Source organism: Mesorhizobium sp. RIZ17, from assembly GCF_051127865.1.
In the GTDB taxonomy this organism is placed as follows: domain Bacteria; phylum Pseudomonadota; class Alphaproteobacteria; order Rhizobiales; family Rhizobiaceae; genus Mesorhizobium; species Mesorhizobium humile.
The window spans coordinates 1,226,344-1,248,887 of the sequence record NZ_CP147861.1 but is presented as its reverse complement, the minus strand read 5'-3'; the positions used below and the strand labels follow the sequence as shown (position 1 = coordinate 1,248,887).

The window sequence follows — 22,544 nt, the reverse complement described above, 5'->3', positions numbered from 1 at the left end:
AGCAACACCTCAGGCACCTTATAATGCGTCATTGCCTTAATCGCCAACCGGCGGATTACCGCAGCCGGCGGCGACCGGAATTTGCGGCAACGGCACCGGGGGCAGGCGGTTGCAATCATTATGGTTAGCGGATCGTTAATGCTTGTCGGGCACATTCCGTCGACGAACCGGCGCGGTTCGGCCTTGGGGGTAGGAATGGCGGATACGGACGGGACTGTCGGGGCGGACAGCGCGCGGAATTTCGACAAGGCGGATATGAGCGGCAACGGGGCTTTTCCCAGTGACGTCCACGACATGGCCGGGCCTTCGGAGGCGCTTGCCAATCTGAGCCTGATGGTCGATTCGATGCCGATCGGCGTCATCGTTCTCGATGCCGAATTGCGGGCGGAGGTGGTCAACCGGGCGTTCTACGATTTCTGGAAGATCGATCCGCTGCGCGCTCCGGCCGGCAGCCGCTTTCGCGACCTCATGGAAGCCAGCCGCGATGCCGATCCGTTCGGCGGCGAGGAACAGGCCTGGCAAAGCCATGTGGCCGAGCGGGAGGCTGAAATCCGGGCTGGAACCTCGGGATCCAGGCAGTTGCCGCGCAAGGACGGCCGCACGCTGATCGCCTCGCTGGCGCCGCTTCCCGGCGGCAAGCGGCTGATCTTCTATGTCGACATCACCGACATGAAACAGCGCGAGACAGAAGCGGAGGACGCGCACAGGAACCTTGCCATCGTGCTGGAGTCGCTGCCGGCGGGCGTCATCATCTACGATCGCGACGACCGCTTCGTCTTCGCCAACCGCAAGCTGCAGGATACGCTGCCGGCGCTGAAGCCGGCCTGGCAGCCGGGCCGCACATTCCGCGAGGCGTTGTCGCTCGGCCATTCGGTCGGCTACTTCCGCTCGAGCGGCGACGCCGAGATCGACGGTCTGTATGGCGTCGACACCGAGCGCTGGCTTGACGCCATGCTCAAGCGGTACCGTTTGCCGAGTTCCGCCTACGAACGCCTCAACGCCGACGGGCGCTGGTACCAGGTCTATGACATGCGCACCGACGACGGGACGTTTATCGGCGTGCGCGTCGACATCACCGACATCAAGACGCGCGAGAAGGCGTTGGGCGACTCCATGCGCCAGATCGACCTCTACCGGCACGTGATGGACGAGCTGCCGGTGGCCGCCTTCATCAAGGCCGACGATCTCAGCATCGAATTCGTCAACAAGGCCTGGTGCGCGCTGACCGGCCTCGCCAAGGACGAAGTGTTCGGCAAGACGGATCGCGAGCTCTTCGCGACGGAAGAGGCGGACGGTTTCAGCAATGACGACACCGAAGTCGTGACGACCGGCGCGGGGCGCGAGATCGAGGAAGCCGTCACCCACCGCGACGGCACGGTGCGGCAGCTGATGACGCGCAAGAGCCGGCTGGTGGCGATCGACGGCTCCGTCCATCTGGTCGGCTCCAGCACCGACATCACCGACGTCAAGGCGCGCGAGCAGGTGCTCCGGCAGAGCATGAGCGAGAACGAGGTGTTCCGCAGCCTCATCGACAACGTGCCGGTGTCGATCTACGCCAAGCGCTCGGATCTCAGGCAGTTCTACGTCAACAAGGGCTGGTGCGATCTCACAGGCTTCAGCAGGGAAGAAGCCATCGGCAAGACCGATGTCGAGATTTTCGGCGCGGACGGCGAAGCCTTCGTCGCCAGCGACCTTGCCGTGCTGCGCACCGGCGAGACGCAGGAAATCGAGGAGACGGTGACGATGCCGGATGGCAGCGTCAGGCACCAGTTCGCGCGCAAGGGCGCGATGATCGCCTCGGACGGCTCGCTCTATCTCATCGGCTCCACCACCGACATCACCGAGCTCAAGCAGCGCGAGGCCGAGCTCGGCGAGGCGCGCCGGCGCGCCGTGCTTGCCGACCGGGCCAAGTCCGAGTTCCTCGCCAATATGAGCCACGAGATCCGCACGCCGATGAATGGGGTTCTTGGAATGGCAGAGCTGCTGGCAAAGTCGGACCTCGATCCGAAGCAGAAGACGTTCACCGACATCATCGTCAAATCCGGCAACGCGCTGCTCACCATCATCAACGACATCCTCGACTTTTCCAAGATCGATGCCGGCCAGCTGGTGCTCGACCCGGCGCCCTTCAATCTCGCCGAGGCGATCGAGGACGTGGCGACGCTGGTATCGACGCGCGCCAAGGAGAAGGACCTCGAGCTCATCGTCCGTGTCCAGCCCGGGCTCGACGGCCAGTTCGTCGGCGATGTCGGCCGGATCAGGCAGATCGTCACCAACCTGCTCGGCAACGCCGTGAAGTTCACCGACGAGGGCCATGTTCTGGTCGATGTGACGGGCGACCGGGTCCCCGCGGGGACGAAGCTCACCATTTCCGTGACCGACACCGGCATCGGCATTCCGGAAGACAAGCTGAAGCTGGTGTTCGAGAAATTCAGCCAGGTCGACACCTCCTCGACCAGGCGGCATGAGGGGACCGGTCTTGGCCTTGCCATCACCTCGCGGCTGGTCGAGATGATGGGCGGCGAGATCGGCGTCGACAGCGCCGAAGGCAAGGGTTCGACCTTCTGGTTCACGGTCACGCTGCCCAGGGCCGAGCAGGGCGGACAGCGCATCATGCCGATCGACGTCACCGGCGCGCGCGTGCTCATCGTCGACGACAATGCCGTCAACCGCTCGATTCTGAGCGAGCAGATGGCGTCGTGGACGTTCGATTCCTGCGCGGCCGAAAGCGGCGCCGAAGGGTTAAAGGTACTGATTGCCGCCGCCGCCTATGGCGTGCCGGTCGACTGCGTCGTGCTCGACTACCAGATGCCCGGCATGACAGGCGCCGAGATGGCGCGCATCGTGCGCAACACGGCGGGCTTGGCGCATACACCCATCATCATGCTGACCTCGGTCGACCAGTCGCTCGCCAACACGGCCTATCGCGACCTCGGCATCGACGCGCAGCTGATCAAGCCGGCGCGCTCCTCCATCCTCCTGGAAACGCTGGTCGCGACCATCCAGCGCCATCGCCACAGCAGCGCCGCGGCGCAACCCGCTGTTGGCGGCGGCAGCCCCCCGCAAGCCGCGCCGGCGCCGACGGCGGCATCGGATCGCGCCATGCTGCAGCCGCCGCCGGGGCGGGCGCGTCCACGCCCCGCCGATGCGGAGCGCGGGCTCGACATCCTGGTGGCCGAGGACAATGAGGTGAACCAGCTGGTGTTCACCCAGATCCTCGGCGAGACCGGTTACCGATTCGAGATCGTCGGCAACGGCCGCAAGGCGCTCGACGCCTTCAGCAAGCTCAATCCACGCATGATCCTGATGGATGTGTCGATGCCGGAAATGAACGGGCTGGAGGCGACGGGCGCTATCCGCCGGCTCGAGGAGGACATGGGCACGCATGTGCCGATCGTCGGCGTTACCGCGCATGCGCTGAAGGGCGACCGCGAACGCTGCCTGGAAGCCGGCATGGACGATTACCTGCCGAAGCCGATCAGCCCGCGCGCGCTGCTGGAAAAGCTCGAGCGCTGGCTGAGCGCCGAAGCGGAAGTCCGGCGCAGCGCCGGCTAAGCGCGAGACAGACCGGCGGCACCCCGCGAGGAGCATTGACGCATACGTATGGTGCGATCGCACCATATCAAAGCATGTGCCAAGCCAGGACAATGGGCATATCGATTCCGCCTTTCAGTTACGGGCGGGAGCGGCGACCGCCAACAAGAAACAGCGTCGACTCTACCCCAACGGACCCTGTTTTCGGCGATGGCCAGGCCATGATCCGCTCTGGCGTACAGGCAACGCGCTCTCGTCCGGATTTTATTTCCCGGCGGCCGTGACCCGGCCGCCGGGATAATTTTTGATTCAAAAGTCAGACAAGTTACTGATTCCCGCGGCAAACTCCGGCCGGTCCCGCGAGGCCGCCGCGGACCTCTCCAGACATCCCCGTTCGGGCGTTACTGGGCTGACACGAAACTGTCATGCGACTGTAATAATCGAGAGCTATTGCCCTCACCGGGCGCCGATACAACGGGTGCCGAGAGACCATCTTCCGAACAGGAGCAGGCCACATGAGACATTTCATCCGCTCGGCGGCCGTTGCGATTGCAATGGCTGCGGCATCAACCCTTAGCATCTCCGCCGCGATGGCAGCCGACATTTCCGGCGCCGGCGCCACCTTCCCCTATCCGATCTATGCGAAGTGGGCTGACGCCTACAAGAAGGAGACCGGCATCGGTCTCAACTACCAGTCGATCGGCTCCGGCGGCGGCATCAAGCAGATCAAGGCCAAGACCGTGACCTTCGGCGCTTCCGACGCGCCGCTGAAGGGCGAGGATCTCAACTCCACCGGGCTGGCGCAGTTCCCGATGGTGATGGGCGGCATCGTTCCGGTCGTCAACCTCGAGGGCATCAAGCCGGGCGAACTGGTTCTCGACGGTCCGACGCTGGCCGACATCTTCTCCGGCAAGATCACCAACTGGAACGACGAAGCGATCAAGAAGCTCAACCCCGACGCCAAGCTGCCCGACCAGGCGATCGCCGTCGTGCACCGCTCGGACGGCTCGGGCACCACGTTCAACTTCAGCTACTACCTGGCCGACGTCAGCGCCGACTGGAAGTCGAAGGTCGGCGTCAACACCGCGCTCGAATGGCCGGTGGGCATCGGCGCCAAGGGCAACGAAGGCGTCGCCAACAACGTCTCGCAGACCGGCGGCGCGATCGGCTACGTCGAATACGCCTATGCCAAGCAGAACAAGCTGACCTACACCGACCTGATCAACAAGGACGGCAAGAAGGTCGAGCCGACCGCCGCTGCCTTCTCGGCCGCCGCGGCCAATGCCGACTGGAGCTCGCAGCCGGGCTACGGCGTCATCCTGGCCAACCAGGCCGGCGCTGAATCCTGGCCGATGACGTCGGCCACCTGGATCCTCGTCTACAAGAAGCCCGACGACGCCGCGGCCACGACCGAAGCGCTCAAGTTCTTCGCCTGGTCCTACGCCAAGGGCGACGAGCTGGCCGCCAGCCTGGACTATGTTCCGATGCCCGACGCCGTCGTGAAGAGTGTCGAGGCGATGTGGGGCAAGGACATCGTCGACGCGAACGGCAAGCCGCTCTACTCCGGCATGTAATTCCTAGCGAATAAAGGAGGGCGCCTTTGGGCGCCCTCCTGTCTCTTTCGAAATGCGAGGGGGTAAATGACAGCCGTTTCCGAAGCCGCGACATCGTCCGCCCTGCGGACCAGAGAAGCGACAGTGCGCCGCTTCGCCTTCACCGACATGGCCTTCCGGACGGCCACCCGCCTTTCCGCCATCCTCGTGCTGGTTCTGCTCGGCGGCGTCGCGATCTCGCTGGTCGCCGGCTCGTGGGAGGCGCTGTCGAAGTTCGGCTTCTCCTTCCTCACCACCGAATCCTGGAACCCGGTCACCGAGAATTTCGGCGCGCTGGCGCCCATCTACGGCACCATCGTCACCTCGGCCATCGCCATCCTCATCGCCGTGCCGATCGGCATCGGCATCGCCGTCTTCCTGACCGAGCTTTGCCCGCGCCCGCTACGGCGCCCGATCGGCATTGCGGTCGAGCTGCTTGCCGGCATTCCCTCGATCATCTACGGCATCTGGGGCCTGTTCGTCTTCGCGCCGTTCCTGCAGACGACGGTGCAGCCCTTCATCATCTATATTTTCCACGGCATACCGGGGCTCTCCAGCCTGTTTGCCGGCCCGCCCTACGGCATCGGCCTGCTGACCTCGTCGCTGATCCTCGCCATCATGGTGCTGCCCTTCATCACCTCGATCACCAAGGACGTGTTCGACACGGTGCCGGCGGTGCTGAAGGAATCGGCCTACGGCATCGGCTGCACGACCTGGGAAGTGACCCGGCGCGTGACCATCCCCTATACCCGCGTCGGCATCATGGGCGGCGTCATGCTCGGCCTCGGCCGCGCGCTCGGCGAGACGATGGCCGTCACCTTCGTCATCGGCAACGCCCACCGCATCAGCGCCTCGCTGTTTGCGCCGGGCACGACGATCTCGGCGACCATCGCCAACGAATTCACCGAGGCCGACGGCGATCTCTATACGTCCTCGCTGGTATCGCTCGGCCTGATCCTGTTCATCATCACCTTCATCATCCTCGCGCTCGCACGCTACATGCTGTTGCGCATCGATAGCCGCACGGGAGCCTGACCGATGTCGACTGCCGCATCGCTTCACCAAAGCCGCAAACGCAAGAACGCCGTGATGATGGCGCTGTGCGTCGTCGCGGCGGGCATCGGCCTCGCCTGGCTGGCGTTGATCCTCGGGGCGCTGCTCTATAAGGGGCTCTCCGGGGTGAACCTGGCCGTGTTCACGCAGATGACGCCGCCGCCCGGCGACGCCGGCGGCCTGCTCAACGCCATCTACGGCAGCATCGTCATGACGATCATCGGCATCATCGTCGGCACGCCGATCGGCGTGCTGGCCGGTACCTACATGGCCGAGTACGGGCGCTTCTCGAAGCTCACGACGATCGTGCGCTTCATCAACGACATCCTGCTGTCGGCGCCATCGATCATCATCGGCCTGTTCGTCTATGAGCTGATGGTACGGCCGATGGGGCACTTCTCGGCGATTGCCGGCGCCGTCGCCCTGTCGATCCTGGTGATCCCCGTCGTGGTGCGCACCACAGAGGACATGCTGAACCTCGTGCCCAACGCGCTGCGCGAAGCGGGCACCGCCATCGGCGCGCCACGCTGGGTGGTGATCCGCTCGGTCGCCTACCGCGCGGCCCTGTCCGGCATCGTGACCGGCATCCTGCTGGCGATCGCCCGCATCTCCGGCGAAACCGCGCCGCTTCTCTTCACCGCGCTCAACAACCAGTTCTGGTCGAGCAATCTCAATGCCCCGATGGCCAGCCTGCCGGTGACCATCTTCCAGTTCGCCCTCAGCCCTTACGAGGAATGGCAGCAGCTGGCCTGGACGGGCGCACTCATAATCACCCTTACGGTTCTCGGGCTGAGCATTATCGCCCGCAGCCTGACCGGACGCAGAGAGGACAGATGAAACCGATGTTGTCCACCGACCTGAACGTAGCCGACACGACCGTCGAGAAGGCCAAGATCGAGGTCAAGAACCTCAATTTCTACTATGGCCAATCGAAGGCGCTGAAGGACATCAACCTGTCCTTGCCGGAGCGCAGCGTGACCGCCTTCATCGGCCCGTCGGGCTGCGGGAAGTCGACGCTGCTGCGCGTGCTCAACCGCATCTACGAGCTCTATCCGAAGCAGAGCGCCGAGGGCCAGGTACTGCTCGACGGCAAGAACATCCTCGACCGCTCGCAGGACCTCAACCTTCTGCGCACCAAGATCGGCATGGTGTTCCAGAAGCCGACGCCGTTCCCGATGTCGATCTACGAGAACATCGCCTTCGGCGTCAGGCTGTATGAGAAGATCAGCAAGGCCGAGATGGACAGCCGCGTCGAGTCGGCGCTGAAGCGCGCCGCGCTGTGGAACGAGGTCAAGGACAAGCTCAACGCCAGCGGCCTCAGCCTTTCCGGCGGCCAACAGCAGCGCCTGTGCATCGCCCGCACCGTGGCGGTGAAGCCCGAGGTCATCCTGCTCGACGAGCCGGCCTCGGCGCTCGATCCGCTGTCGACCGCCAAGATCGAGGAACTGATCGACGAGTTGCAGGCCGACTATACGATCGTCATCGTCACCCACAACATGCAGCAGGCGGCGCGCGTGTCGAGGCAGACGGCGTTCATGTATCTGGGCGAGCTGGTGGAGTTCGACCGGACCGAGAAGATCTTCACCTCGCCCCGCGAAAAGCGCACGCAGGACTACATCACCGGCCGCTTCGGCTGAGTTCATACGAGGACATCATCATGGCCGAACATACCGTCGCCTCCTTCGACGAGGATCTGAGGCAGATCAGCCGGCTTATCAACGACATGGGCGATCTGGCCGGCTCCATGGTCGGCGGCGCGACCAGGGCCCTGCTCGAAACCGACAATGCGCTGGCGCAGCGCGTCGTCTCCGACGACGCCATCATGGACGCGCGCCAGCGCGAGCTTGACGACCGCGCCATCACGCTGATCGCCAAGCGGCAGCCGATGGCGGACGACCTGCGCAACGTTGTCGGCTCGATCCGCATGGCGGGCGATCTCGAACGCATCGGCGATCTTGCCAAGAACATCGCCAAGCGCGTTGGCGCGGTCGGCGTCAGCACCGCGCCGCGCGACCTCACGCATTCGATCGATTCCATGGCGCAGCTGGTGCTGATCCAGGTCCAGGCCGTGACCCAGGAATATATGGTGGGCGACGCCACTGCGCTGGCCAAGCTGCGCAACGACGACGAGCGCATCGACGTCAAATACACGTCCGTCTTCCGCGAGCTGTTGACCTACATGATGGAAGATCCGCGCAACATCACCGCTTGCACGCATCTTCTGTTCTGCGCCAAGAATCTCGAGCGCATCGGCGACCATGTGACCAACATCGCCGAGAACGCCTATTATGTGCTCACCGGTACGCAATTGCCCGCCAACCGTCCCAAGCAGGACGAGACGGCAATGTCGGCGCCGGCGGCCTGACGAGAAGGTTACCCCGATGATCGCGCCACGCATCATGGTGGTGGAGGATGAGGAGCCGCTGGGGGTGCTGCTCCGCTACAATCTCGAATCCGAGGGTTACCAGGTGGAAGTGGTGACCCGCGGCGACGAGGCCGAAATCCGCCTTCAGGAAAACGTTCCCGACCTGCTCGTGCTCGACTGGATGGTGCCGGCGGTTTCCGGCATCGAGCTCTGCCGGCGCCTCAGGATGCGGCCCGAGACCGAGCGGCTGCCGATCATCATGCTGACGGCGCGGGGCGAGGAAAGCGACCGCGTGCGCGGGCTCTCGACCGGCGCCGACGACTACCTGGTCAAGCCGTTCTCGACGCCGGAATTCATGGCGCGCGTCAAGGCGCTGCTGCGCCGCGCCAAGCCGGAGGTGCTGTCCAGCGTGCTCAAGGTCGGCGACATCGTGCTCGACCGCGAGTCGCATCGCGTCTACCGCAAGAAGAGCGAGATAAGGCTCGGCCCGACCGAGTTCCGCCTGCTCGAATTCATGATGCGGCATCCTGGCCGCGTGTTCTCGCGCAGCCAACTGCTCGACAATGTCTGGGGCGAGACGATCTATATCGACGAGCGCACGGTGGACGTCCATGTCGGCCGCCTGCGCAAGGCGGTCAACAACGGCCGCATGCCCGACGTCATCCGAACCATTCGCGGGGCGGGTTACGCGATCAGGGAGGATTAGGGATAGGGCGCGGAAGCGCTGACGGGCTCCGCTCCCGGCATCTGCGATGGTGATTAGCCGAGACGCTTCTAGCGTCGTCATCCACGGGCGGAGCAAGGAGCGTAGCGACGCAGCGCAGACCCGAGGATCCATTCCGTGACTTCGACGCGCCGGGGCGGTGCAGAATTCTGCTCCGCTGCGCCTACGATCGAAGTAACGGCATGGATTCCAGGGTCTGCGCTGCGTCGCTTCGCTCCTGTTTCGCCCTGGAATGACGAAGCTGCGGGGCCATCGCTAATCTCAAGCGTCTGCTGCTGTCCTCAGCGACCAGCGGTCACTTCAAAGCCGCTCAGGCCACGTTTTTTCCGCTGCCCGCTCTTGCCTGCATGCCCGGCGCGAAAATCTCCTGGTCGACGAAGGTCAGCGCGCGCATGGCGCAGCCTTCGCGGATCAGCGGCAGCTCGTTAGGCTCGGTGTCGAAGGAGATCGATTCCGAGTGCTGGCCGCCCGCGGTCTGGGCGATCGCCTCCCTTAGCGCCGGCTCGATCAGGTCGAAGGCGGCCGCGCTGACGCCGACCATGGCCACGGGCGCCGGGTCGATGAGGGCGAACAGGCTGCCGAGACCGAAACCAAGCGCCTCGCCTGCCCGACGGTAAGCCTCCCGCTCGGGGCCGTCCTTCTCGCGCGCCTTGGCGGCCAGGGCTCGCATGTCGGCGTCGCCGACGTCGACCGGCTCGGCGTCCTCGCTCATTTTCATGGCGCTGCGCCAGATCGCGTAATTGCCGGCATAGGCCTCGACGCAGCCGCGCCGGCCGCAGCGGCAAAGCGCGCCGCCCGGGCGGTGGATCATGTGGCCGAATTCGCCGCCCGAGGAATGCGTGCCGGTGAACAGCGCGCCCTTCAGCACCAGACCCATGCCGATGCCGTGCGACAGGAGGATGGCGATGAAGTCGTCGCGATAGCGCTCGGGGTCGCGCCATTGCAGCGCCACCGCCATCATGTTGCAGTCGTTCTCCATGGTGGCGGGGATGCCGAATTCCTGCTCGAGGATGTCGGCGAAAGGAATGTCGGTCAGCGGCGTTATCGGCGACCACAGCATGGCCCGTGCGTGGGAATCGGTGATGCCCTGGATGCCCATGGCGATGCGGGCGACGCTGCTCACGTCGAGGTCGGGATCCTGCAGCCGGCGCCGGACGATCGCCACGCATTCGCCGATCAAGTCGTCGCGGGGCATGACAAGCGTGTCCAAGCGCTGCTGCTCCTCGGCGACCACCTGGCCGGCATAATCGATCACGGCGACCGACAGGAAGTTCAGCGACAAGACCACGGTCAGCACCGCGGCGGCTTCAGGGTTCAGCGCCAGGCCGATCTGCGGCCGGCCGCGTTTCAGCGCCGTCGGCTCGCTGGCCTTGCTCTCGGTGAGAATGCCTTCCTGGATCAGATCGGCGGAGATCGCCGAAATGGTCGAGTGGCTGAGCCCGGTGGTGGCGGCAATCTCCGTGCGCGAAGGCTGGCCGGCGCGGCGCACGGCCGAAATCACCATGGCGCGGTTGCGCCGGCGCAAATCGTCGTGACGGATTCCGACCGACATGTCTTCGCACGTCCTCCCCGGTCATCGCGGCCTTGTGATGATGCCATGGCCTAGCGTTGACACGCCAGACGGTTCACCATTTGCGGAAACGGCGAACCGTCTGTCTTTTGTTCTGACGCAATTCCGGGCGGAAAACCGCTGCGCACTTTTCCTGGAATTGCTTCTGGATACTGGCAGAAGCCAAGGTCCATGTCATTATTTATTGCGGGTGTCGAAAAAAATGTTCGGACCCATCAAAACCCATCAGAATCGCGGTTGACAGCGTCGTTTTGCTGGATCACTATTTTTTTGAGGCTCGAAAAAAAGCCTCTGTACCGGCCTTCGGGCCAGTCTGGGTCGCGCCGCACAGAGCGCAGGGAGGATATCATGAAGAAATTCGCAGCCGCCATCCTGGCGGGCGTTGCCATGTCGCTGACGTTGGCGTCGGTCGCCGAGGCGAAGGACAAGGTGATCGGCGTCTCTTGGTCGAATTTCCAGGAAGAGCGCTGGAAGACCGACGAAGCGGCGATGAAGGCAGCCATCGAGGCCGCCGGCGACAAGTATATTTCGGCCGACGCGCAGTCCAATCCGGGCAAGCAGCTGACCGATGTCGAAAGCCTGATCTCGCAGGGCGCCAATTCGCTGATCATCCTGGCTCAGGATGCCTCGGCCATCGGTCCGGCGGTGCAGAAGGCGCTCGACGAAGGCATTCCGGTCGTCGGCTATGACCGCCTGATCGAGAACAAGGACGTCTTCTACCTGACCTTCGACAACAAGGAAGTCGGCCGCATGCAGGCCCGCGAGGTGTTCAAGGCCAAGCCGGAAGGCAACTACGTCTTCATCAAGGGCTCGGGTTCCGATCCGAACGCCGACTTCCTGTTCTCGGGCTCCATGGAAGTGCTCAAGGCGGCGATCGACAGCGGCAAGATCAAGAATGTCGGCGAGGCCTATACCGACGGCTGGCTGCCGGCCAACGCGCAGAAGAACATGGAGCAGTTCCTGACCGCCAACGACAACAAGGTCGACGCGGTCGTGGCGGCCAATGACGGCACCGCCGGCGGCGTCGTAGCGGCGCTGACGGCGCAAGGCCTGGCCGGCACCGTTCCGGTCTCGGGTCAGGACGGCGATCACGCGGCGCTCAACCGCATCGCGCTCGGCACGCAGACCGTGTCGGTGTGGAAGGACGCGCGCGAGCTTGGCAAGAACGCCGCCGAGATCGCCTCGCAGCTCGCCAACGGCAAGAAGATGGGCGACATCGCCGGCGCCAAGGACTTCACGACGCCTGGCGGCAACACCGTCAAGTCGCTGTTCCTGACCCCGATCGCGATCACCAAGGACAATCTCAACGTCGTCATCGACGCCGGCTGGATCAAGAAGGACGAAGTTTGCGCTGGCGTTGCCGCCGGCAGCGTCAAGGTCTGCAACTAAGTTTGCCGGCTCTCGATCAAAATCCTGCGCCGCGGCCTGGAGCGGTTCGATGAACCGCTCCAGTTCCTTGTTGCCGCAATCCCGGACGGGAAGCTACGGCGAAGTCGCCGATCCCAACCGCCACGCACTTTTCCTGGGATTGCTTTGAAGCCGCGGCGTTTTCTCAAAAAGATTTGTGTTTCCGCCTCTGGCGGATAGCTTCTAGGCTTGGCCAGGCATCCGCGTCAGACGGGCAGGCCGGCGGGAGGAAATCATGACCGATACGACGTCTACCCAATCGGCGGACACCGCGCGCGCGTCGGAACTTGGCGCTGTCGCCAGGTTCCTGAAGGCAACCGAGATCGATACCCGCATGCTCGGCATGATAGGCGCGCTGCTGCTGATCTGGGTCGGGCTGCACGTGATTTCCAGCCTGCGCCTCGGCGTCAATCCGCTCGACTTCGACAGCCGCACCTTCCTGACGCCGCGCAATCTGTGGAACCTGTCGGTTCAGACTTCGGCCGTGGCGATCATGGCCTCAGGCATGGTGCTGGTCATCGTCATGCGCAACATCGACCTGTCGGTCGGATCGGCCGAAGGGGTGATCGGCATGGTCATGGGCTTTGCCCAAGTGCATTTCCTGGTTCGCTTCGTCGGGCTTGAATTGGGCAATCCCTGGATCTGGGTCCTGGCATTGCTGATCGGCCTGGCGCTCGGCCTCATCATCGGCGCCTTCCAGGGCTTCATCATCGCCTATCTCGAAGTGCCGGCCTTCATCGTCACGCTGGGCGGGCTGCTGGTCTGGCGCGGTGCTGCCTGGTGGGTCACCAGCGGCCAGACGGTGGCGCCGCTCGACGCAACCTTCCAGCTGATGGGCGGCGGCCCGGCGGGCTCGATCGGCGCCAAATGGAGCTGGGCCGTCGGCATCGTCGCCTGCCTGGCGGTCATCTTCATGCATTTCAACGGCCGCGTGCAGCGCAAGCGCTTCCGCTTCCCGCTGCGTCCGGTCTGGGCCGAGACGCTGCTCGCCACCGTCACCTGCGCGGTCATCCTGGGCGCAGTGTGGCTCGCCAATTCCTATCCCTGGCCGGTCGGCATCGTGAACCGCTACGCCGCCGCCAACAACATCACCGTTCCCGAAGGCGGGCTGTTCATCGCGCATGGCATCGCCATTCCGGTGCTAATGGCCGTCGCCGTCGGCCTGATCATGACCTTCGTCACCAAGCGCACGCGCTTCGGCCGCTATGTCTTTGCCATCGGCGGCAATCCAGAAGCAGCCAACCTCGCCGGCATCAACACGCGCTGGATCACCATGAAGGTGTTCATGATCATGGGCGTGCTGGCGACGATCGCGGCGGCGATCTCGTCGGCCAGGCAGAACTCCTCGACAAACGTGCTCGGAACGCTGGACGAACTCCTGGTCATCGCCGCGGCGGTCATCGGCGGCACCTCGCTCGCCGGCGGCTCCGGAACCGTGCTCGGCGCGATGCTCGGCGCGCTTCTGATGCAGTCGCTGCAGTCCGGCATGGTGCTGCTCGGCGTCGATTCGCCGCTGCAGAGCATCGTCGTGGGCGCCGTGCTGGTCGTCGCGGTGTGGCTCGACACCATCTATCGCAAGCGGGTCTGAGGAGAACGAGCATGGCTGAAAAATCCGCTCCCGCCGGCGTTCCGCTGGTCGACATGCGCAACATCTCGATCGCCTTCGGCGGCATCCGCGCCGTCGACGACGCCTCGGTCGATCTTTTCCCCGGCGAAGTGATGGCGCTGCTCGGCCACAATGGCGCGGGCAAATCGACGCTGATCAAGATCCTGTCCGGCGCCTACAAGCGCGACAGCGGGCAGATCTTCATCAATGGCGAGGAGGCTTCGATCTCCAATCCGCGCGACGCCAAGAAATACGGCGTCGAGACGATCTACCAGACGCTGGCGCTGGCCGACAATGTCGATGCCGCCGCCAATCTGTTCCTCGGCCGCGAGCTGATGACGGGTTGGGGCACGCTGGACGACGTCGCCATGGAAGCCGAGGCGCGCAAGGTGATGGGCCGGCTCAATCCACGCTTCCAGCGCTTCAAGGAGCCTGTCATCAAGCTGTCGGGCGGACAGCGGCAGTCGGTGGCGATCGCGCGCGCGATCCTGTTCAACGCCCGCATCCTGATCATGGACGAGCCGACGGCGGCGCTCGGCCCGCAAGAGACGGCGCAGGTCGGCGAACTGGTCAAGCAGCTCAAGGCCGACGGCATCGGCATCTTCCTGATCAGCCACGACATCCACGACGTGTTCGAACTCGCCGACCGGGTCTGCGTGATGAAGAACGGCCAGGTGGTCGGCACCGCGCGCACGACCGACGTCACCCAGGACGAGGTGCTCGGCATGATCATCCTGGGCAAATGCCCGCCAGGCGCCATCCCGGGTCCAGGCGCGCTGAAGATCGCGGCATGAACGGATAGCCGGCTAATTAACGGCTGCGTGATGTACCAGCCCCTGTGATGATTTGGCCGCGCCATTGTGTTGGCGCGGAGACTTGCCCATAAAGGTCGTCGACCGTCCACGGGCCGCATCGCTGATTTGAAGAAGCTCTTTCCGATCGTTGCCTTCGTCGCCGTCGCGCTGATCAGCCTGACGATGGCGGGGTTCGCTTATTTCGCGACGCAGGAGGCGGCGCGGATCAAGTTCGAGGGGACCGCCGACGACGCGCTCAACCGCATCGAAAGCCGCATCGACCTGCATCTGTCGCTGCTGCGTTCGACGCAGGCACTGTTCGATGCCCGCAACGGCGACATCACGCGCGGCGAATTCAAAGCCTTCTTCACCGCGCTCGACATAAGCGACAATTTCGCGGGGCTGCGCGGGATCGGCTTCCTGAGGCTCGCCAAGACCGGCGACGAGGCGGCGGTCGAACGCGACATCCTGCACGACCTCGGGACGGCGCATCCGGTCTATCCCGCAACGACCGAGCAATGGCGCACGCCCATCGTGCTGTTCGAGCCGCTCGATACGTCCAACCAGTCGATCATCGGCTTCGACATGTTCACCGAGCCGGTGCGGCGCGCGGCGATCGAAAAGGCGATGGCCGACGACCGGCAGCATGCGAGCGGCGTGGTCCAGCTCGGACAGGGCGCCGGCGTGGCGCAGACCTTCACGGGCTTCCTGGTCTTCGTGCGGCTGAACGTCGAAACCGCGCCCGAGGTCATCAATGCAAGCCGCTCTTCGACCGCCGGCTTCCTCTACGCGGCGTTCCGAGCCCAGGACCTGTTCCAGGTCGCGCTCAGCCGCTCGCCGCTGCTGCCGGTCAATGTCGAGGTCTTTGACGGCAAGCCGGAGGGCGGCAATCTGCTTTTCCGTTCTGAAGCACCGCCGGCGGAACGCATCGGCGCGAAACTTCTGGCGCGTCGCGATATCGTCGTCGCGGGCCGGCCCTGGACCGTGCTGTTCAGGCCGACAAGCGCCTTCGAGCCGCCGTCCTCACGCGCCATTCCGGTGATGCTCGGGTTGTTCGGCCTTCTGGCTGCCGGCGCTATCGCGTTGGTGGCGCGCTATCAGGAACGTGCCTATGACGCGAAATCGGCGCTGCACGAGGCGACCGAAAAGAGCCTGCTGGAGAAGGATCTGATCCTGCAGGAGATGAAGCACCGCATCAAGAATTCGATCACCCGCGTGCTGGCGATCGCGCGGCAGACGGCCTCGCAGGCCACCGACGTCAAGGAGTTTTCGGCATCGTTCTCGGCGCGCCTCCAGGCCATGGCGGCTTCGCAAGACATGCTCACCCGCTCGCGCTGGCAGAAAGCCGATCTCGGCGACCTGCTGCGCATCGAGCTCGGGCAGGTGTTCGGCAAGGACCTTCCCGCAGGTGTCTTGTCAGGCCCGGAAGTGCTGCTCGACGAGACGACGACGCAGGCGCTCGGGCTGACCTTCCACGAACTCGCCACCAACGCGCTGAAATATGGCGAAGCCGGCAGTTCCGTCGGCGCCCTCAAGGTCGACTGGAGCGTCGACGAAGGTCGCGGCCGGGAGCGGACGCTGGTCCTGAACTGGCGCGAGGCGGGTCAGAAGAAACTGGAAGCGCCGGCCAAGACCGGCTTCGGCACCAAGCTGATCGATCTCAACGTCACGCGCGAGTTGCGCGGAACGATCGCGCGCGACTATCAGGCCGAAGGATTGAAGGTGGAAATCAAAATTCCGCTGACCGCGTCAGCGGCCAAAATGTCCCCGATGGCGAGCCAACCAGCGGTTTGAAACCGGAGGCCGGTTGCCGGCCTCCGGTTCTCTTCCGGTATTAGTTACAGCGAGCCGTGTAGATCCGGCCGCGATGATCGCGATACTGGCAATAGCCGTTGCGCAGGTTGCGAACCAGGAGGCCAGACCCGGCGCCGACGGCCGCGCCGATCAGCGCACCCTTGCCGCCACCGACCAGGCCGCCCACGCCGGCGCCGATCAGGCCGCCACCGACGACATCCTGCTCGGTCGTGGTGCAGCCGCTGACAGCAACCACGGCAACCATGGCAATGATCATCTTCCGCATAGAATTGCTCCTCACTTTTGTCCTCACTTTTGGCAGTGCCGGCAATCATTTAGCATGAAAAACCGGGCTTTGCCTGTCCGATTTTACTGTTGCCTAACATAGTCTTCTTCGGGGCGCTCACGGTTCGACGCGACAAGCATGCCGGAAACCTCCAGGGATGCGACCAGCGTGCCGTCGGGTTTCACGTTCCAGACGATCTGGTCGTAATCATCCTCCCGCGCCGGATCGACGGCGAGGCATTTGCCGATGATGCGGGGAGCCTGGCCCTGCAGGTCGCCGAGGGCGAAAGGCCTTTCGGCCGTACAGGCCTGCTCGGTCTCGAAGACGCTGACCGGCACCTGGAGTTCGCGGCAGTCGGTCATCGAGCTGGAACAGCCGACGACGAAGAGCAATGCGGCGATGTGTTCCATGGGCTCCAAACCTCTCGCCGCAAACAACGATTCTCGGCGGACAAAAGTTCCGGGGCCCGAGCCTGAAGCGCTCCCAAAGCCGGTCGCGTAAAAAAAGATTCACGCGACCTGCTTTAGTTTTTGATTTTAAGCATGTCTTTGTCCCGAAACCGGCCCACTTTCGGGAGACATGCTTTAAAGCCTGGGCGTCAAAGCCGCATGCGGGTCAGAACAATTGCCAGGCCGCGGTCAAGGCCACGGCGGCCAGAAGCGCGATCGCGCCAAGGCGGAGAAGAAGAAGGGATGACCGTGGCGCCGGCGGCGGCTCGACGTCCTGGAAGCCGCTCATCGAGACGCGGGCGGCCTGCTCCAGCCTGTTCATGTCGGCAACCATCATTCCACTCTCCCAGATCGCGCGCCGGGGGCGCGGATGGGTTTCCGGCACATCGTTAGCCGGATACACAGGATCGGACTTTATGGTGAACAGCCGGTTAAGACCTTGGCCGGCAAGGCTCCGTTTCGGCGCAATTCCGGGCGGATAGCTACGGCGAAGCCGCCGAGCCTGGCTACGGCGAAGCCGCCGAGCCTGGCTACGGCGAAGCCGCCGAGCCTGATCGCCAAGCGCCTTTCCTGGGAGCTGCTCTCGCGCCGTCGGCGGCGCCATCAATCCGTCTCGAAATTCCCATGCGGGACCGTGAGGCGGTATTCCATGCGGTCCTTGCCGATCTCCAGCGTCGCGGAGCCGTTCAGCGACATCGGCACGACGCGTTCCAGCGCCACGCTGCCGAAGCGCTTCTCATTGCGCGGCGCGGCGCCGACCACCTCCGTCCAGGTCAGCAAAAGGTTGGGCGCGATTCCGTTTTCGGCCTCGAGCCTGGCGCGAACCTCGACATGGCCATCCGGCCGGGACAGCGCGCCATAGCTCACGGAATTCACGGCCAGCTCATGCATCGCCAGGCCGATATGCAGGGCGGCATTGGGGTTGAGATAAGGATTTTCGCCCGCGAACCGCAGGCTCTGGGCCAGATCGCTGCTGTAGCGGCCGACCTGGCCGGATACGAGCTCCTGCAGCGCCGCTCCTCGCCAGTTGGAGGATGTGACCAGATCCTGCGAGGACGCGAGCGATTGCAGCCGGCCGCGAAATCGCGCCAGGAACTCACTGAGCGTCTCCGTATAGCGTCCGGTCTGGGTGGCGATGCTCTGGATGATGGCGAGGAGATTTTTCGATCGATGGCTGACTTCGCGCAGCAATGCCTTAAGCGTCTGCTCGCGGCGTTTCTGCTCCGTCGTTTCCACCATCGTCGTGACGACGCCGAGGACGTCGCCGGCGTCGCCACGGTCGGCATCGATCCAAAGCTGGAACCAGCGCACGCCCTGGCTTCCCGGAATGCTGAGCTCAAGCTGGTCCGCGTTGCCGGATTCGATTACCTTGAGTTTGGCGGCCCTTATGCGTTCGGCCTGCGCCGGCGAGAGCAAGTCCTTGCCGTCGGCGGTTTCGGCCGCCCAGGGCGCGTTCATGTTGCGCGCCCAGACCGTCTTCATCTGCCGATCCTGGTAGAGAACCGAAATCCCGGCATTGTGCAGGGCGTGAAGCAAGGCACGCCCGACCTGCATCCCGCTTTCGGAAGGATGCATCGCGATCACTTCACTGTTCTCCTTCTCAACCCTGTCCTTCGTGGGACCCTTGGAAGGCATTGGAAACATCCCCCACTCGGTCCTTGAACGGCTCAATCCGCAACTGGTTCCGCATGGTCACCACCCCGATTGCAGGGCTCTCCAAAAACGGTCCGCCGGACGGTGCTCTTTTGAAGCTCCGCCCGGCGGTGGCTGGAAACCGTTTGAGGGGTGCGGCTTCCAGTGTTGCGGTCAGGCTCTCCGGAAGAGGCCTGCGATGAGCGAAATCACCAGGAAGGCGAGGAAGATGAAGAACAGGATCTGCGCGATGCCCGCCGATGTGCCGGCAATGCCGCCGAACCCAAGCGCGCCGGCGATGATCGCAACTACGAGAAATACGAGCGCCCAGTACAGCATGATGCGTCTCCTTCTTACGTCGGGAAAAGAACGTGGTTCGGTGTCGTTTGTTCCACCATTTGCTGAAAAAGACGATCCCCTCGATGGGCTTTTCAGTCCGCAAACGGCCAAGCGTCACGCGCGGCGCGAAGGCCTAGCATGACGCTCGAAGTCCCAAGCTTCGGAAGGGATCAGGCGGCGGCTTTGGCCTGACGATCGAAGAACAGGGCCTGGCTGATCAGAGCCTTGACCATGTCGGGATTGAACGGCTTGGTGACCAGGAAGGCCGGCTCGGGCCGTTCGCCGGTCAGCAGGCGTTCCGGGAAGGCGGTGATGAAGATCACCGGTACCGGCGTCGAGGACAAGATCTCGTTGACGGCTTCGATGCCCGAGCTGCCGTCGGCGAGCTGGATGTCGGCAAGAACCATTTTCGGCCGCGTCTTGCCGAACACGGCCACGGCCTCGGCATGCGTGCGCGCCGTGCCGACCACGCGGTGGCCGAGGCTTTCGACCATCTCCTCGATGTCCATGGCGATCAGCGGCTCGTCCTCGATGATCAGCACGTCGGTCGCGACCTGCCGGGAAATCTCGTTGCTCGCCTGGGCAAGCAGCTCGGAGAACTCATCCTCGTCGACATCGAGGATCTCCGCCGCCTCGTCCTCGCTGAAGCCCTCGACGGCAACCAGAAGGAAAGCCTGCCTCGGCAAGGGCGCGAGCGCGTTAAGATTGGCCGCGGCCCGCTGCTCCCAGGCTGTCTGCGCCTGTTCCTGCGGCACGCGGATGGCCACGGACGTGAACAGCCTGGCGAAAACCTTGTAAAGCGCGATGCGGTCGCTCGAGGCTTCGGGGAAGATATTGGTGTCGGCGATGATGGCTTCCAGCATCGCGGCGACCAGCGCGTCACCGCTCTCCTGCGATCCCGATACCGCCCGCGAGAAGCGGCGCAGGAACGGAAGATGCGGAGCGATGGTAGCGGACAAACCCATTGTTGACGTCTCCCTCAGATGACGTTGCACGTTCAAGGCCGCACTGATTGCAAGCCCCGGAAATCAAACGCCGGCTTTCGGAAAAAGTTCCGCCGGCTGTGGAACTAAATTAGCAGGCGGGCGTTTCGGGGGTCGGGATGGGCAACCAGACGAAGGTTCCGCTTGCGTTGTGGTTTGAAGTCGAAGAGCGGTTCAGGCGCTGGAAACTAGGGCTACTATGAAAGAAATGACAAAGAAACAGATGGCTGATGCCGCAAGCAGGCATTGGAACGGGGACGGCAATCCGCTGGGGGCAAACTCCGAGATAGCCCGCAAGCTCAAGCAGTATTATGACGAGTTGGTCTCGGACCATGTCCCGGACCGTTTCGCTCAGTTGCTCAGCCAACTGGAACAGACCGAACCTGCCCAGAAAAAGGACTGAGGCATGGCGGCGGTATCCCAGAGCTTCAAGACCGAGCTGCTCGGTGCGATCCCGAGCCTGCGGGCCTTTGCCGTGTCGCTGACGCAGAATGCCGACCGGGCCGACGATCTCGTCCAGGAAACGCTGGTCAAGGCGTGGGACAAGCATGAAAGCTTCCAGCCAGGCACCAATCTGAAGGCCTGGCTGTTCACCATCCTGCGCAACGAATTCTATTCGCAGATGCGCAAGCGCGGCCGCGAGGTGCAGGACAGCGACGGCATCATGACGGCCAGGCTTGCCGTTCATCCGGCTCAGCATGGCCAGCTCGACCTCAAGGATTTCCGCGGCGCGCTCGAGCAACTGCCCGAGGATCAGCGCGAGGCCATCATCCTGATCGGCGCGTCCGGCTTCTCCTATGAAGAAGCCGCCGAGATCTGCGGCTGCGCGGTCGGCACGATCAAGAGCCGCGTCAGCCGGGCGCGCGCCAGGCTGCAGGAGATCCTCAAGATTTCCGGAGAGGACGAGTTCGGCCCCGACGCGATCTCTGCGCAGGTGACAGGTTCGAACGCAGCCTAGAGCAATTCCAAGAAAAGTGCGCAGCGGTTTTCTGTCCAGAATTGCGCAAAAACAAGGAGTGAGAGCAGTTCAGCGATTCTATCAAACGCTGAACTGCTCTAAGCCGATCGCCAACGCTACCGATTGCAAGGATGGCCTCAGGCCGGGGCGACGCGGCCGCAGGCGATCGCCACGGCTTCGATCAGATCGTCGCCCGAGTAGGGCTTGGTGACCAGCCGGATGTCCGGGAACGAGCCCTTGATCTCGTCCGAATCCGAATAGCCCGAGGCGAACACGAACGGCACGCCCTCGCTGCGCAGCCGCGCGGCGAAATCCAGGGTCGAGACGCCACCGAGCATCAGATCGACCACCGCCGCGTCGAAGTTCGCAGGCAGCGCCTGCCCATCGATCTCGCCGAGCTCGCGCATGATCGTCACATCCGCGGCGCCGTGGTCGCGGCAAAGCTGCTCGACATCCATCGCGATCAGGAACTCGTCTTCGAGGACGAGAATGCGCAATCCGTCAAGCAATGCTGTCACTATCGATGTCTCCTTGGCAGGGGCGCACTGATGCGCGGAATCCATCACGATGTCATTTAAAAAAGACATGGGCGTGACGCTCCGCGGAACCCCTGCCTCTCTCGAACGTTTCCATGCGCCCATAAGGGCAGGGATTTCGAAGAGGGGTCGAAATGTCCAGCCAAAGCGCACGTCCGGCTGCCAGTCGTCAGTATCCTTGCGAGAAGTGCCCGCTGCGGCCGTTGCCTGCCTTTCGCGAGTTCGACAAGCAGGAGTTGTCATTTATCAGCACCTTCAAGCGTGGCGAGCTCGCCGTCGACAAAGGCGCGACAGTCCTCGTCGAAGGCAGCCACAGCGCGCATCTCTACACCGTGCTGTCGGGCTGGGCGTTCCGCTACAAGCTTTTGTCCGACGGACGCCGGCAGATCCTCAATTTTTCCATGCCTGGCGACCTCATTGGCCTGCAGGGAAGCCTGATGGGTGAGATGCAGCATTCGGTCGAGGCCTTGTCGCCGATGCTGCTATGCGTCTTTGAACGCGACCAGTTGCAGGAGCTCTATCGCAACCATCCCGGCCTTGCCTATGACATCACCTGGATCGCATCGCGCGAGGAACGCATGCTGGACGAGAACCTGCTCAGCATCGGCCGCCGCACCGCGCTCGAACGAGCGGCCTATCTCATCGCCTTCATCGCCAGCCGCGCGCGCAGCGCCGGCCTCAACGGCAAGACGCCGGTGCAGATCCCGATCACGCAACAGCACATCGCCGACACGCTCGGCCTTTCGCTGGTCCATACCAACAAGACGATCCGCAAGCTGATGGATCGCAAGCTTGTCATGTGGCGGGATGGCGGCTGCGAGGTGATCGACTATGACGGACTGAAGAAGCTTGCCCGATGGGAGGGGCTTGGTGAAGAACGCCGACCGCTGATCTAGGCCTGACCTGAATCCCAACATCCTCT

Annotated in this window: 23 protein-coding genes; 14 read left to right on the top strand and 9 right to left on the bottom strand. The window is 63.8% G+C overall.

Annotation, left to right across the window (positions count from 1 at the left end; translation table 11 throughout):
* Positions 1–195 precede the first annotated feature (195 nt).
* From WDX12_RS06135 to phoB, 7 genes are all read left to right on the top strand, one after another.
* A complete protein-coding gene (locus tag WDX12_RS06135) occupies positions 196–3,555 on the top strand; it encodes a response regulator (RefSeq protein WP_434724272.1) in 3,360 nt (1,119 codons plus the stop codon).
* Between the two features lie 494 nt (positions 3,556–4,049).
* A complete protein-coding gene (gene pstS / locus WDX12_RS06130; RefSeq protein WP_320296562.1) occupies positions 4,050–5,108 on the top strand; it encodes a phosphate ABC transporter substrate-binding protein PstS in 1,059 nt (352 codons plus the stop codon).
* Positions 5,109–5,174: 66 nt separating this feature from the next.
* Positions 5,175–6,161, top strand: coding sequence for a phosphate ABC transporter permease subunit PstC (gene pstC, locus WDX12_RS06125; protein WP_320296563.1), 987 nt, complete (start codon positions 5,175–5,177; stop codon positions 6,159–6,161).
* A 3-nt stretch (positions 6,162–6,164) separates the two neighbouring features.
* A complete protein-coding gene (gene pstA / locus WDX12_RS06120; protein WP_320296564.1) occupies positions 6,165–7,016 on the top strand; it encodes a phosphate ABC transporter permease PstA in 852 nt (283 codons plus the stop codon).
* On the top strand, positions 7,013–7,816 hold the full coding sequence (gene pstB, locus WDX12_RS06115) for a phosphate ABC transporter ATP-binding protein PstB (protein ID WP_320296565.1): 804 nt from the start codon (positions 7,013–7,015) through the stop codon (positions 7,814–7,816). Before pstA ends, pstB begins: the two co-directional genes overlap by 4 nt.
* Positions 7,817–7,836: 20 nt before the next feature.
* Positions 7,837–8,544, top strand: coding sequence for a phosphate signaling complex protein PhoU (phoU, locus tag WDX12_RS06110; RefSeq protein ID WP_320296566.1), 708 nt, complete (start codon positions 7,837–7,839; stop codon positions 8,542–8,544).
* A gap of 16 nt (positions 8,545–8,560) precedes the next feature.
* Complete coding sequence (phoB, locus tag WDX12_RS06105; RefSeq protein ID WP_010911896.1) at positions 8,561–9,250, top strand: phosphate regulon transcriptional regulator PhoB; 690 nt, start codon at positions 8,561–8,563, stop codon at positions 9,248–9,250.
* A 328-nt stretch (positions 9,251–9,578) separates the two neighbouring features.
* Here the strand turns inward: phoB and WDX12_RS06100 are convergent, their stop codons facing one another.
* A complete protein-coding gene (locus WDX12_RS06100; RefSeq protein WP_434724271.1) occupies positions 9,579–10,820 on the bottom strand; it encodes an ROK family protein in 1,242 nt (413 codons plus the stop codon).
* A 366-nt stretch (positions 10,821–11,186) separates the two neighbouring features.
* On the opposite strand from WDX12_RS06100, the gene xylF reads away from it, so the two are divergent.
* The 4 genes from xylF (at position 11,187) to WDX12_RS06080 (ending at position 16,439) form a co-directional block, all read left to right on the top strand.
* Positions 11,187–12,227 carry a D-xylose ABC transporter substrate-binding protein gene (xylF, locus tag WDX12_RS06095; RefSeq protein ID WP_320296568.1) on the top strand — a complete coding sequence of 347 codons (1,041 nt, stop codon included), beginning with the start codon at positions 11,187–11,189 and terminating at the stop codon, positions 12,225–12,227.
* A gap of 253 nt (positions 12,228–12,480) precedes the next feature.
* Positions 12,481–13,833, top strand: a complete 1,353-nt coding sequence (locus tag WDX12_RS06090) for a sugar ABC transporter permease (protein WP_434724270.1) — start codon at positions 12,481–12,483, stop codon at positions 13,831–13,833.
* Positions 13,834–13,844: 11 nt separating this feature from the next.
* Positions 13,845–14,645 carry an ATP-binding cassette domain-containing protein gene (locus tag WDX12_RS06085; RefSeq protein WP_320296570.1) on the top strand — a complete coding sequence of 267 codons (801 nt, stop codon included), beginning with the start codon at positions 13,845–13,847 and terminating at the stop codon, positions 14,643–14,645.
* Between the two features lie 126 nt (positions 14,646–14,771).
* Positions 14,772–16,439, top strand: coding sequence for a CHASE domain-containing protein (locus WDX12_RS06080; protein WP_320296571.1), 1,668 nt, complete (start codon positions 14,772–14,774; stop codon positions 16,437–16,439).
* 40 nt (positions 16,440–16,479) lie between these two features.
* Here the strand turns inward: WDX12_RS06080 and WDX12_RS06075 are convergent, their stop codons facing one another.
* The 7 genes from WDX12_RS06075 to WDX12_RS06045 all read right to left on the bottom strand — a co-directional run bounded on the left by WDX12_RS06075 (position 16,480) and on the right by WDX12_RS06045 (position 20,110).
* On the bottom strand, positions 16,480–16,725 hold the full coding sequence (locus tag WDX12_RS06075; protein WP_027166589.1) for a YMGG-like glycine zipper-containing protein: 246 nt from the start codon (positions 16,723–16,725) through the stop codon (positions 16,480–16,482).
* An 83-nt stretch (positions 16,726–16,808) separates the two neighbouring features.
* Complete coding sequence (locus WDX12_RS06070) at positions 16,809–17,135, bottom strand: hypothetical protein (RefSeq protein ID WP_434724269.1); 327 nt, start codon at positions 17,133–17,135, stop codon at positions 16,809–16,811.
* Between the two features lie 205 nt (positions 17,136–17,340).
* The gene (locus WDX12_RS06065) at positions 17,341–17,511 is read right to left on the bottom strand and encodes a hypothetical protein (RefSeq protein WP_434724268.1); all 171 of its coding nucleotides are present in this window, start codon (positions 17,509–17,511) and stop codon (positions 17,341–17,343) included.
* A gap of 77 nt (positions 17,512–17,588) precedes the next feature.
* A complete protein-coding gene (locus tag WDX12_RS06060; protein WP_434724267.1) occupies positions 17,589–17,735 on the bottom strand; it encodes a hypothetical protein in 147 nt (48 codons plus the stop codon).
* A gap of 42 nt (positions 17,736–17,777) precedes the next feature.
* Positions 17,778–18,749 (bottom strand): sensor histidine kinase, encoded by a 972-nt coding sequence (locus tag WDX12_RS06055; RefSeq protein ID WP_320296774.1) that lies wholly within the window; start codon positions 18,747–18,749, stop codon positions 17,778–17,780.
* 231 nt (positions 18,750–18,980) lie between these two features.
* The gene (locus WDX12_RS06050; protein ID WP_018429836.1) at positions 18,981–19,145 is read right to left on the bottom strand and encodes a DUF1328 domain-containing protein; all 165 of its coding nucleotides are present in this window, start codon (positions 19,143–19,145) and stop codon (positions 18,981–18,983) included.
* 170 nt (positions 19,146–19,315) lie between these two features.
* Positions 19,316–20,110 carry a response regulator gene (locus WDX12_RS06045; RefSeq protein ID WP_320296574.1) on the bottom strand — a complete coding sequence of 265 codons (795 nt, stop codon included), beginning with the start codon at positions 20,108–20,110 and terminating at the stop codon, positions 19,316–19,318.
* 217 nt (positions 20,111–20,327) lie between these two features.
* On the opposite strand from WDX12_RS06045, the gene WDX12_RS06040 reads away from it, so the two are divergent.
* Positions 20,328–20,531 carry a NepR family anti-sigma factor gene (locus tag WDX12_RS06040; RefSeq protein WP_320296575.1) on the top strand — a complete coding sequence of 68 codons (204 nt, stop codon included), beginning with the start codon at positions 20,328–20,330 and terminating at the stop codon, positions 20,529–20,531.
* 3 nt (positions 20,532–20,534) lie between these two features.
* Positions 20,535–21,086: an RNA polymerase sigma factor gene (locus WDX12_RS06035; RefSeq protein ID WP_040985057.1), complete on the top strand. Its 552-nt coding sequence runs from the start codon at positions 20,535–20,537 to the stop codon at positions 21,084–21,086.
* Between the two features lie 137 nt (positions 21,087–21,223).
* Here the strand turns inward: WDX12_RS06035 and WDX12_RS06030 are convergent, their stop codons facing one another.
* A complete protein-coding gene (locus tag WDX12_RS06030) occupies positions 21,224–21,604 on the bottom strand; it encodes a response regulator (protein ID WP_320296576.1) in 381 nt (126 codons plus the stop codon).
* A gap of 152 nt (positions 21,605–21,756) precedes the next feature.
* On the opposite strand from WDX12_RS06030, the gene WDX12_RS06025 reads away from it, so the two are divergent.
* Positions 21,757–22,518 carry a Crp/Fnr family transcriptional regulator gene (locus WDX12_RS06025; RefSeq protein WP_320296577.1) on the top strand — a complete coding sequence of 254 codons (762 nt, stop codon included), beginning with the start codon at positions 21,757–21,759 and terminating at the stop codon, positions 22,516–22,518.
* Positions 22,519–22,544 lie beyond the last annotated feature (26 nt).

Excerpts from the sequence above, each read along its gene's own strand:
- WDX12_RS06135 (WP_434724272.1), top strand. The coding sequence starts at position 196 with ATGGCGGATACGGACGGGACTGTCGGGGCGGACAGCGCGCGGAATTTC.
- pstS (WP_320296562.1), top strand. The coding sequence starts at position 4,050 with ATGAGACATTTCATCCGCTCGGCGGCCGTTGCGATTGCAATGGCTGCG.
- pstC (WP_320296563.1), top strand. The coding sequence starts at position 5,175 with ATGACAGCCGTTTCCGAAGCCGCGACATCGTCCGCCCTGCGGACCAGA.
- pstA (WP_320296564.1), top strand. The coding sequence starts at position 6,165 with ATGTCGACTGCCGCATCGCTTCACCAAAGCCGCAAACGCAAGAACGCC.
- pstB (WP_320296565.1), top strand. The coding sequence starts at position 7,013 with ATGAAACCGATGTTGTCCACCGACCTGAACGTAGCCGACACGACCGTC.
- phoU (WP_320296566.1), top strand. The coding sequence starts at position 7,837 with ATGGCCGAACATACCGTCGCCTCCTTCGACGAGGATCTGAGGCAGATC.
- phoB (WP_010911896.1), top strand. The coding sequence starts at position 8,561 with ATGATCGCGCCACGCATCATGGTGGTGGAGGATGAGGAGCCGCTGGGG.
- WDX12_RS06100 (WP_434724271.1), bottom strand. The coding sequence starts at position 10,820 with ATGTCGGTCGGAATCCGTCACGACGATTTGCGCCGGCGCAACCGCGCC.
- xylF (WP_320296568.1), top strand. The coding sequence starts at position 11,187 with ATGAAGAAATTCGCAGCCGCCATCCTGGCGGGCGTTGCCATGTCGCTG.
- WDX12_RS06090 (WP_434724270.1), top strand. The coding sequence starts at position 12,481 with ATGACCGATACGACGTCTACCCAATCGGCGGACACCGCGCGCGCGTCG.
- WDX12_RS06085 (WP_320296570.1), top strand. The coding sequence starts at position 13,845 with ATGGCTGAAAAATCCGCTCCCGCCGGCGTTCCGCTGGTCGACATGCGC.
- WDX12_RS06075 (WP_027166589.1), bottom strand. The coding sequence starts at position 16,725 with ATGCGGAAGATGATCATTGCCATGGTTGCCGTGGTTGCTGTCAGCGGC.
- WDX12_RS06070 (WP_434724269.1), bottom strand. The coding sequence starts at position 17,135 with ATGGAACACATCGCCGCATTGCTCTTCGTCGTCGGCTGTTCCAGCTCG.
- WDX12_RS06065 (WP_434724268.1), bottom strand. The coding sequence starts at position 17,511 with ATGATGGTTGCCGACATGAACAGGCTGGAGCAGGCCGCCCGCGTCTCG.
- WDX12_RS06055 (WP_320296774.1), bottom strand. The coding sequence starts at position 18,749 with ATGCATCCTTCCGAAAGCGGGATGCAGGTCGGGCGTGCCTTGCTTCAC.
- WDX12_RS06050 (WP_018429836.1), bottom strand. The coding sequence starts at position 19,145 with ATGCTGTACTGGGCGCTCGTATTTCTCGTAGTTGCGATCATCGCCGGC.
- WDX12_RS06045 (WP_320296574.1), bottom strand. The coding sequence starts at position 20,110 with ATGGGTTTGTCCGCTACCATCGCTCCGCATCTTCCGTTCCTGCGCCGC.
- WDX12_RS06040 (WP_320296575.1), top strand. The coding sequence starts at position 20,328 with ATGAAAGAAATGACAAAGAAACAGATGGCTGATGCCGCAAGCAGGCAT.
- WDX12_RS06035 (WP_040985057.1), top strand. The coding sequence starts at position 20,535 with ATGGCGGCGGTATCCCAGAGCTTCAAGACCGAGCTGCTCGGTGCGATC.
- WDX12_RS06025 (WP_320296577.1), top strand. The coding sequence starts at position 21,757 with ATGTCCAGCCAAAGCGCACGTCCGGCTGCCAGTCGTCAGTATCCTTGC.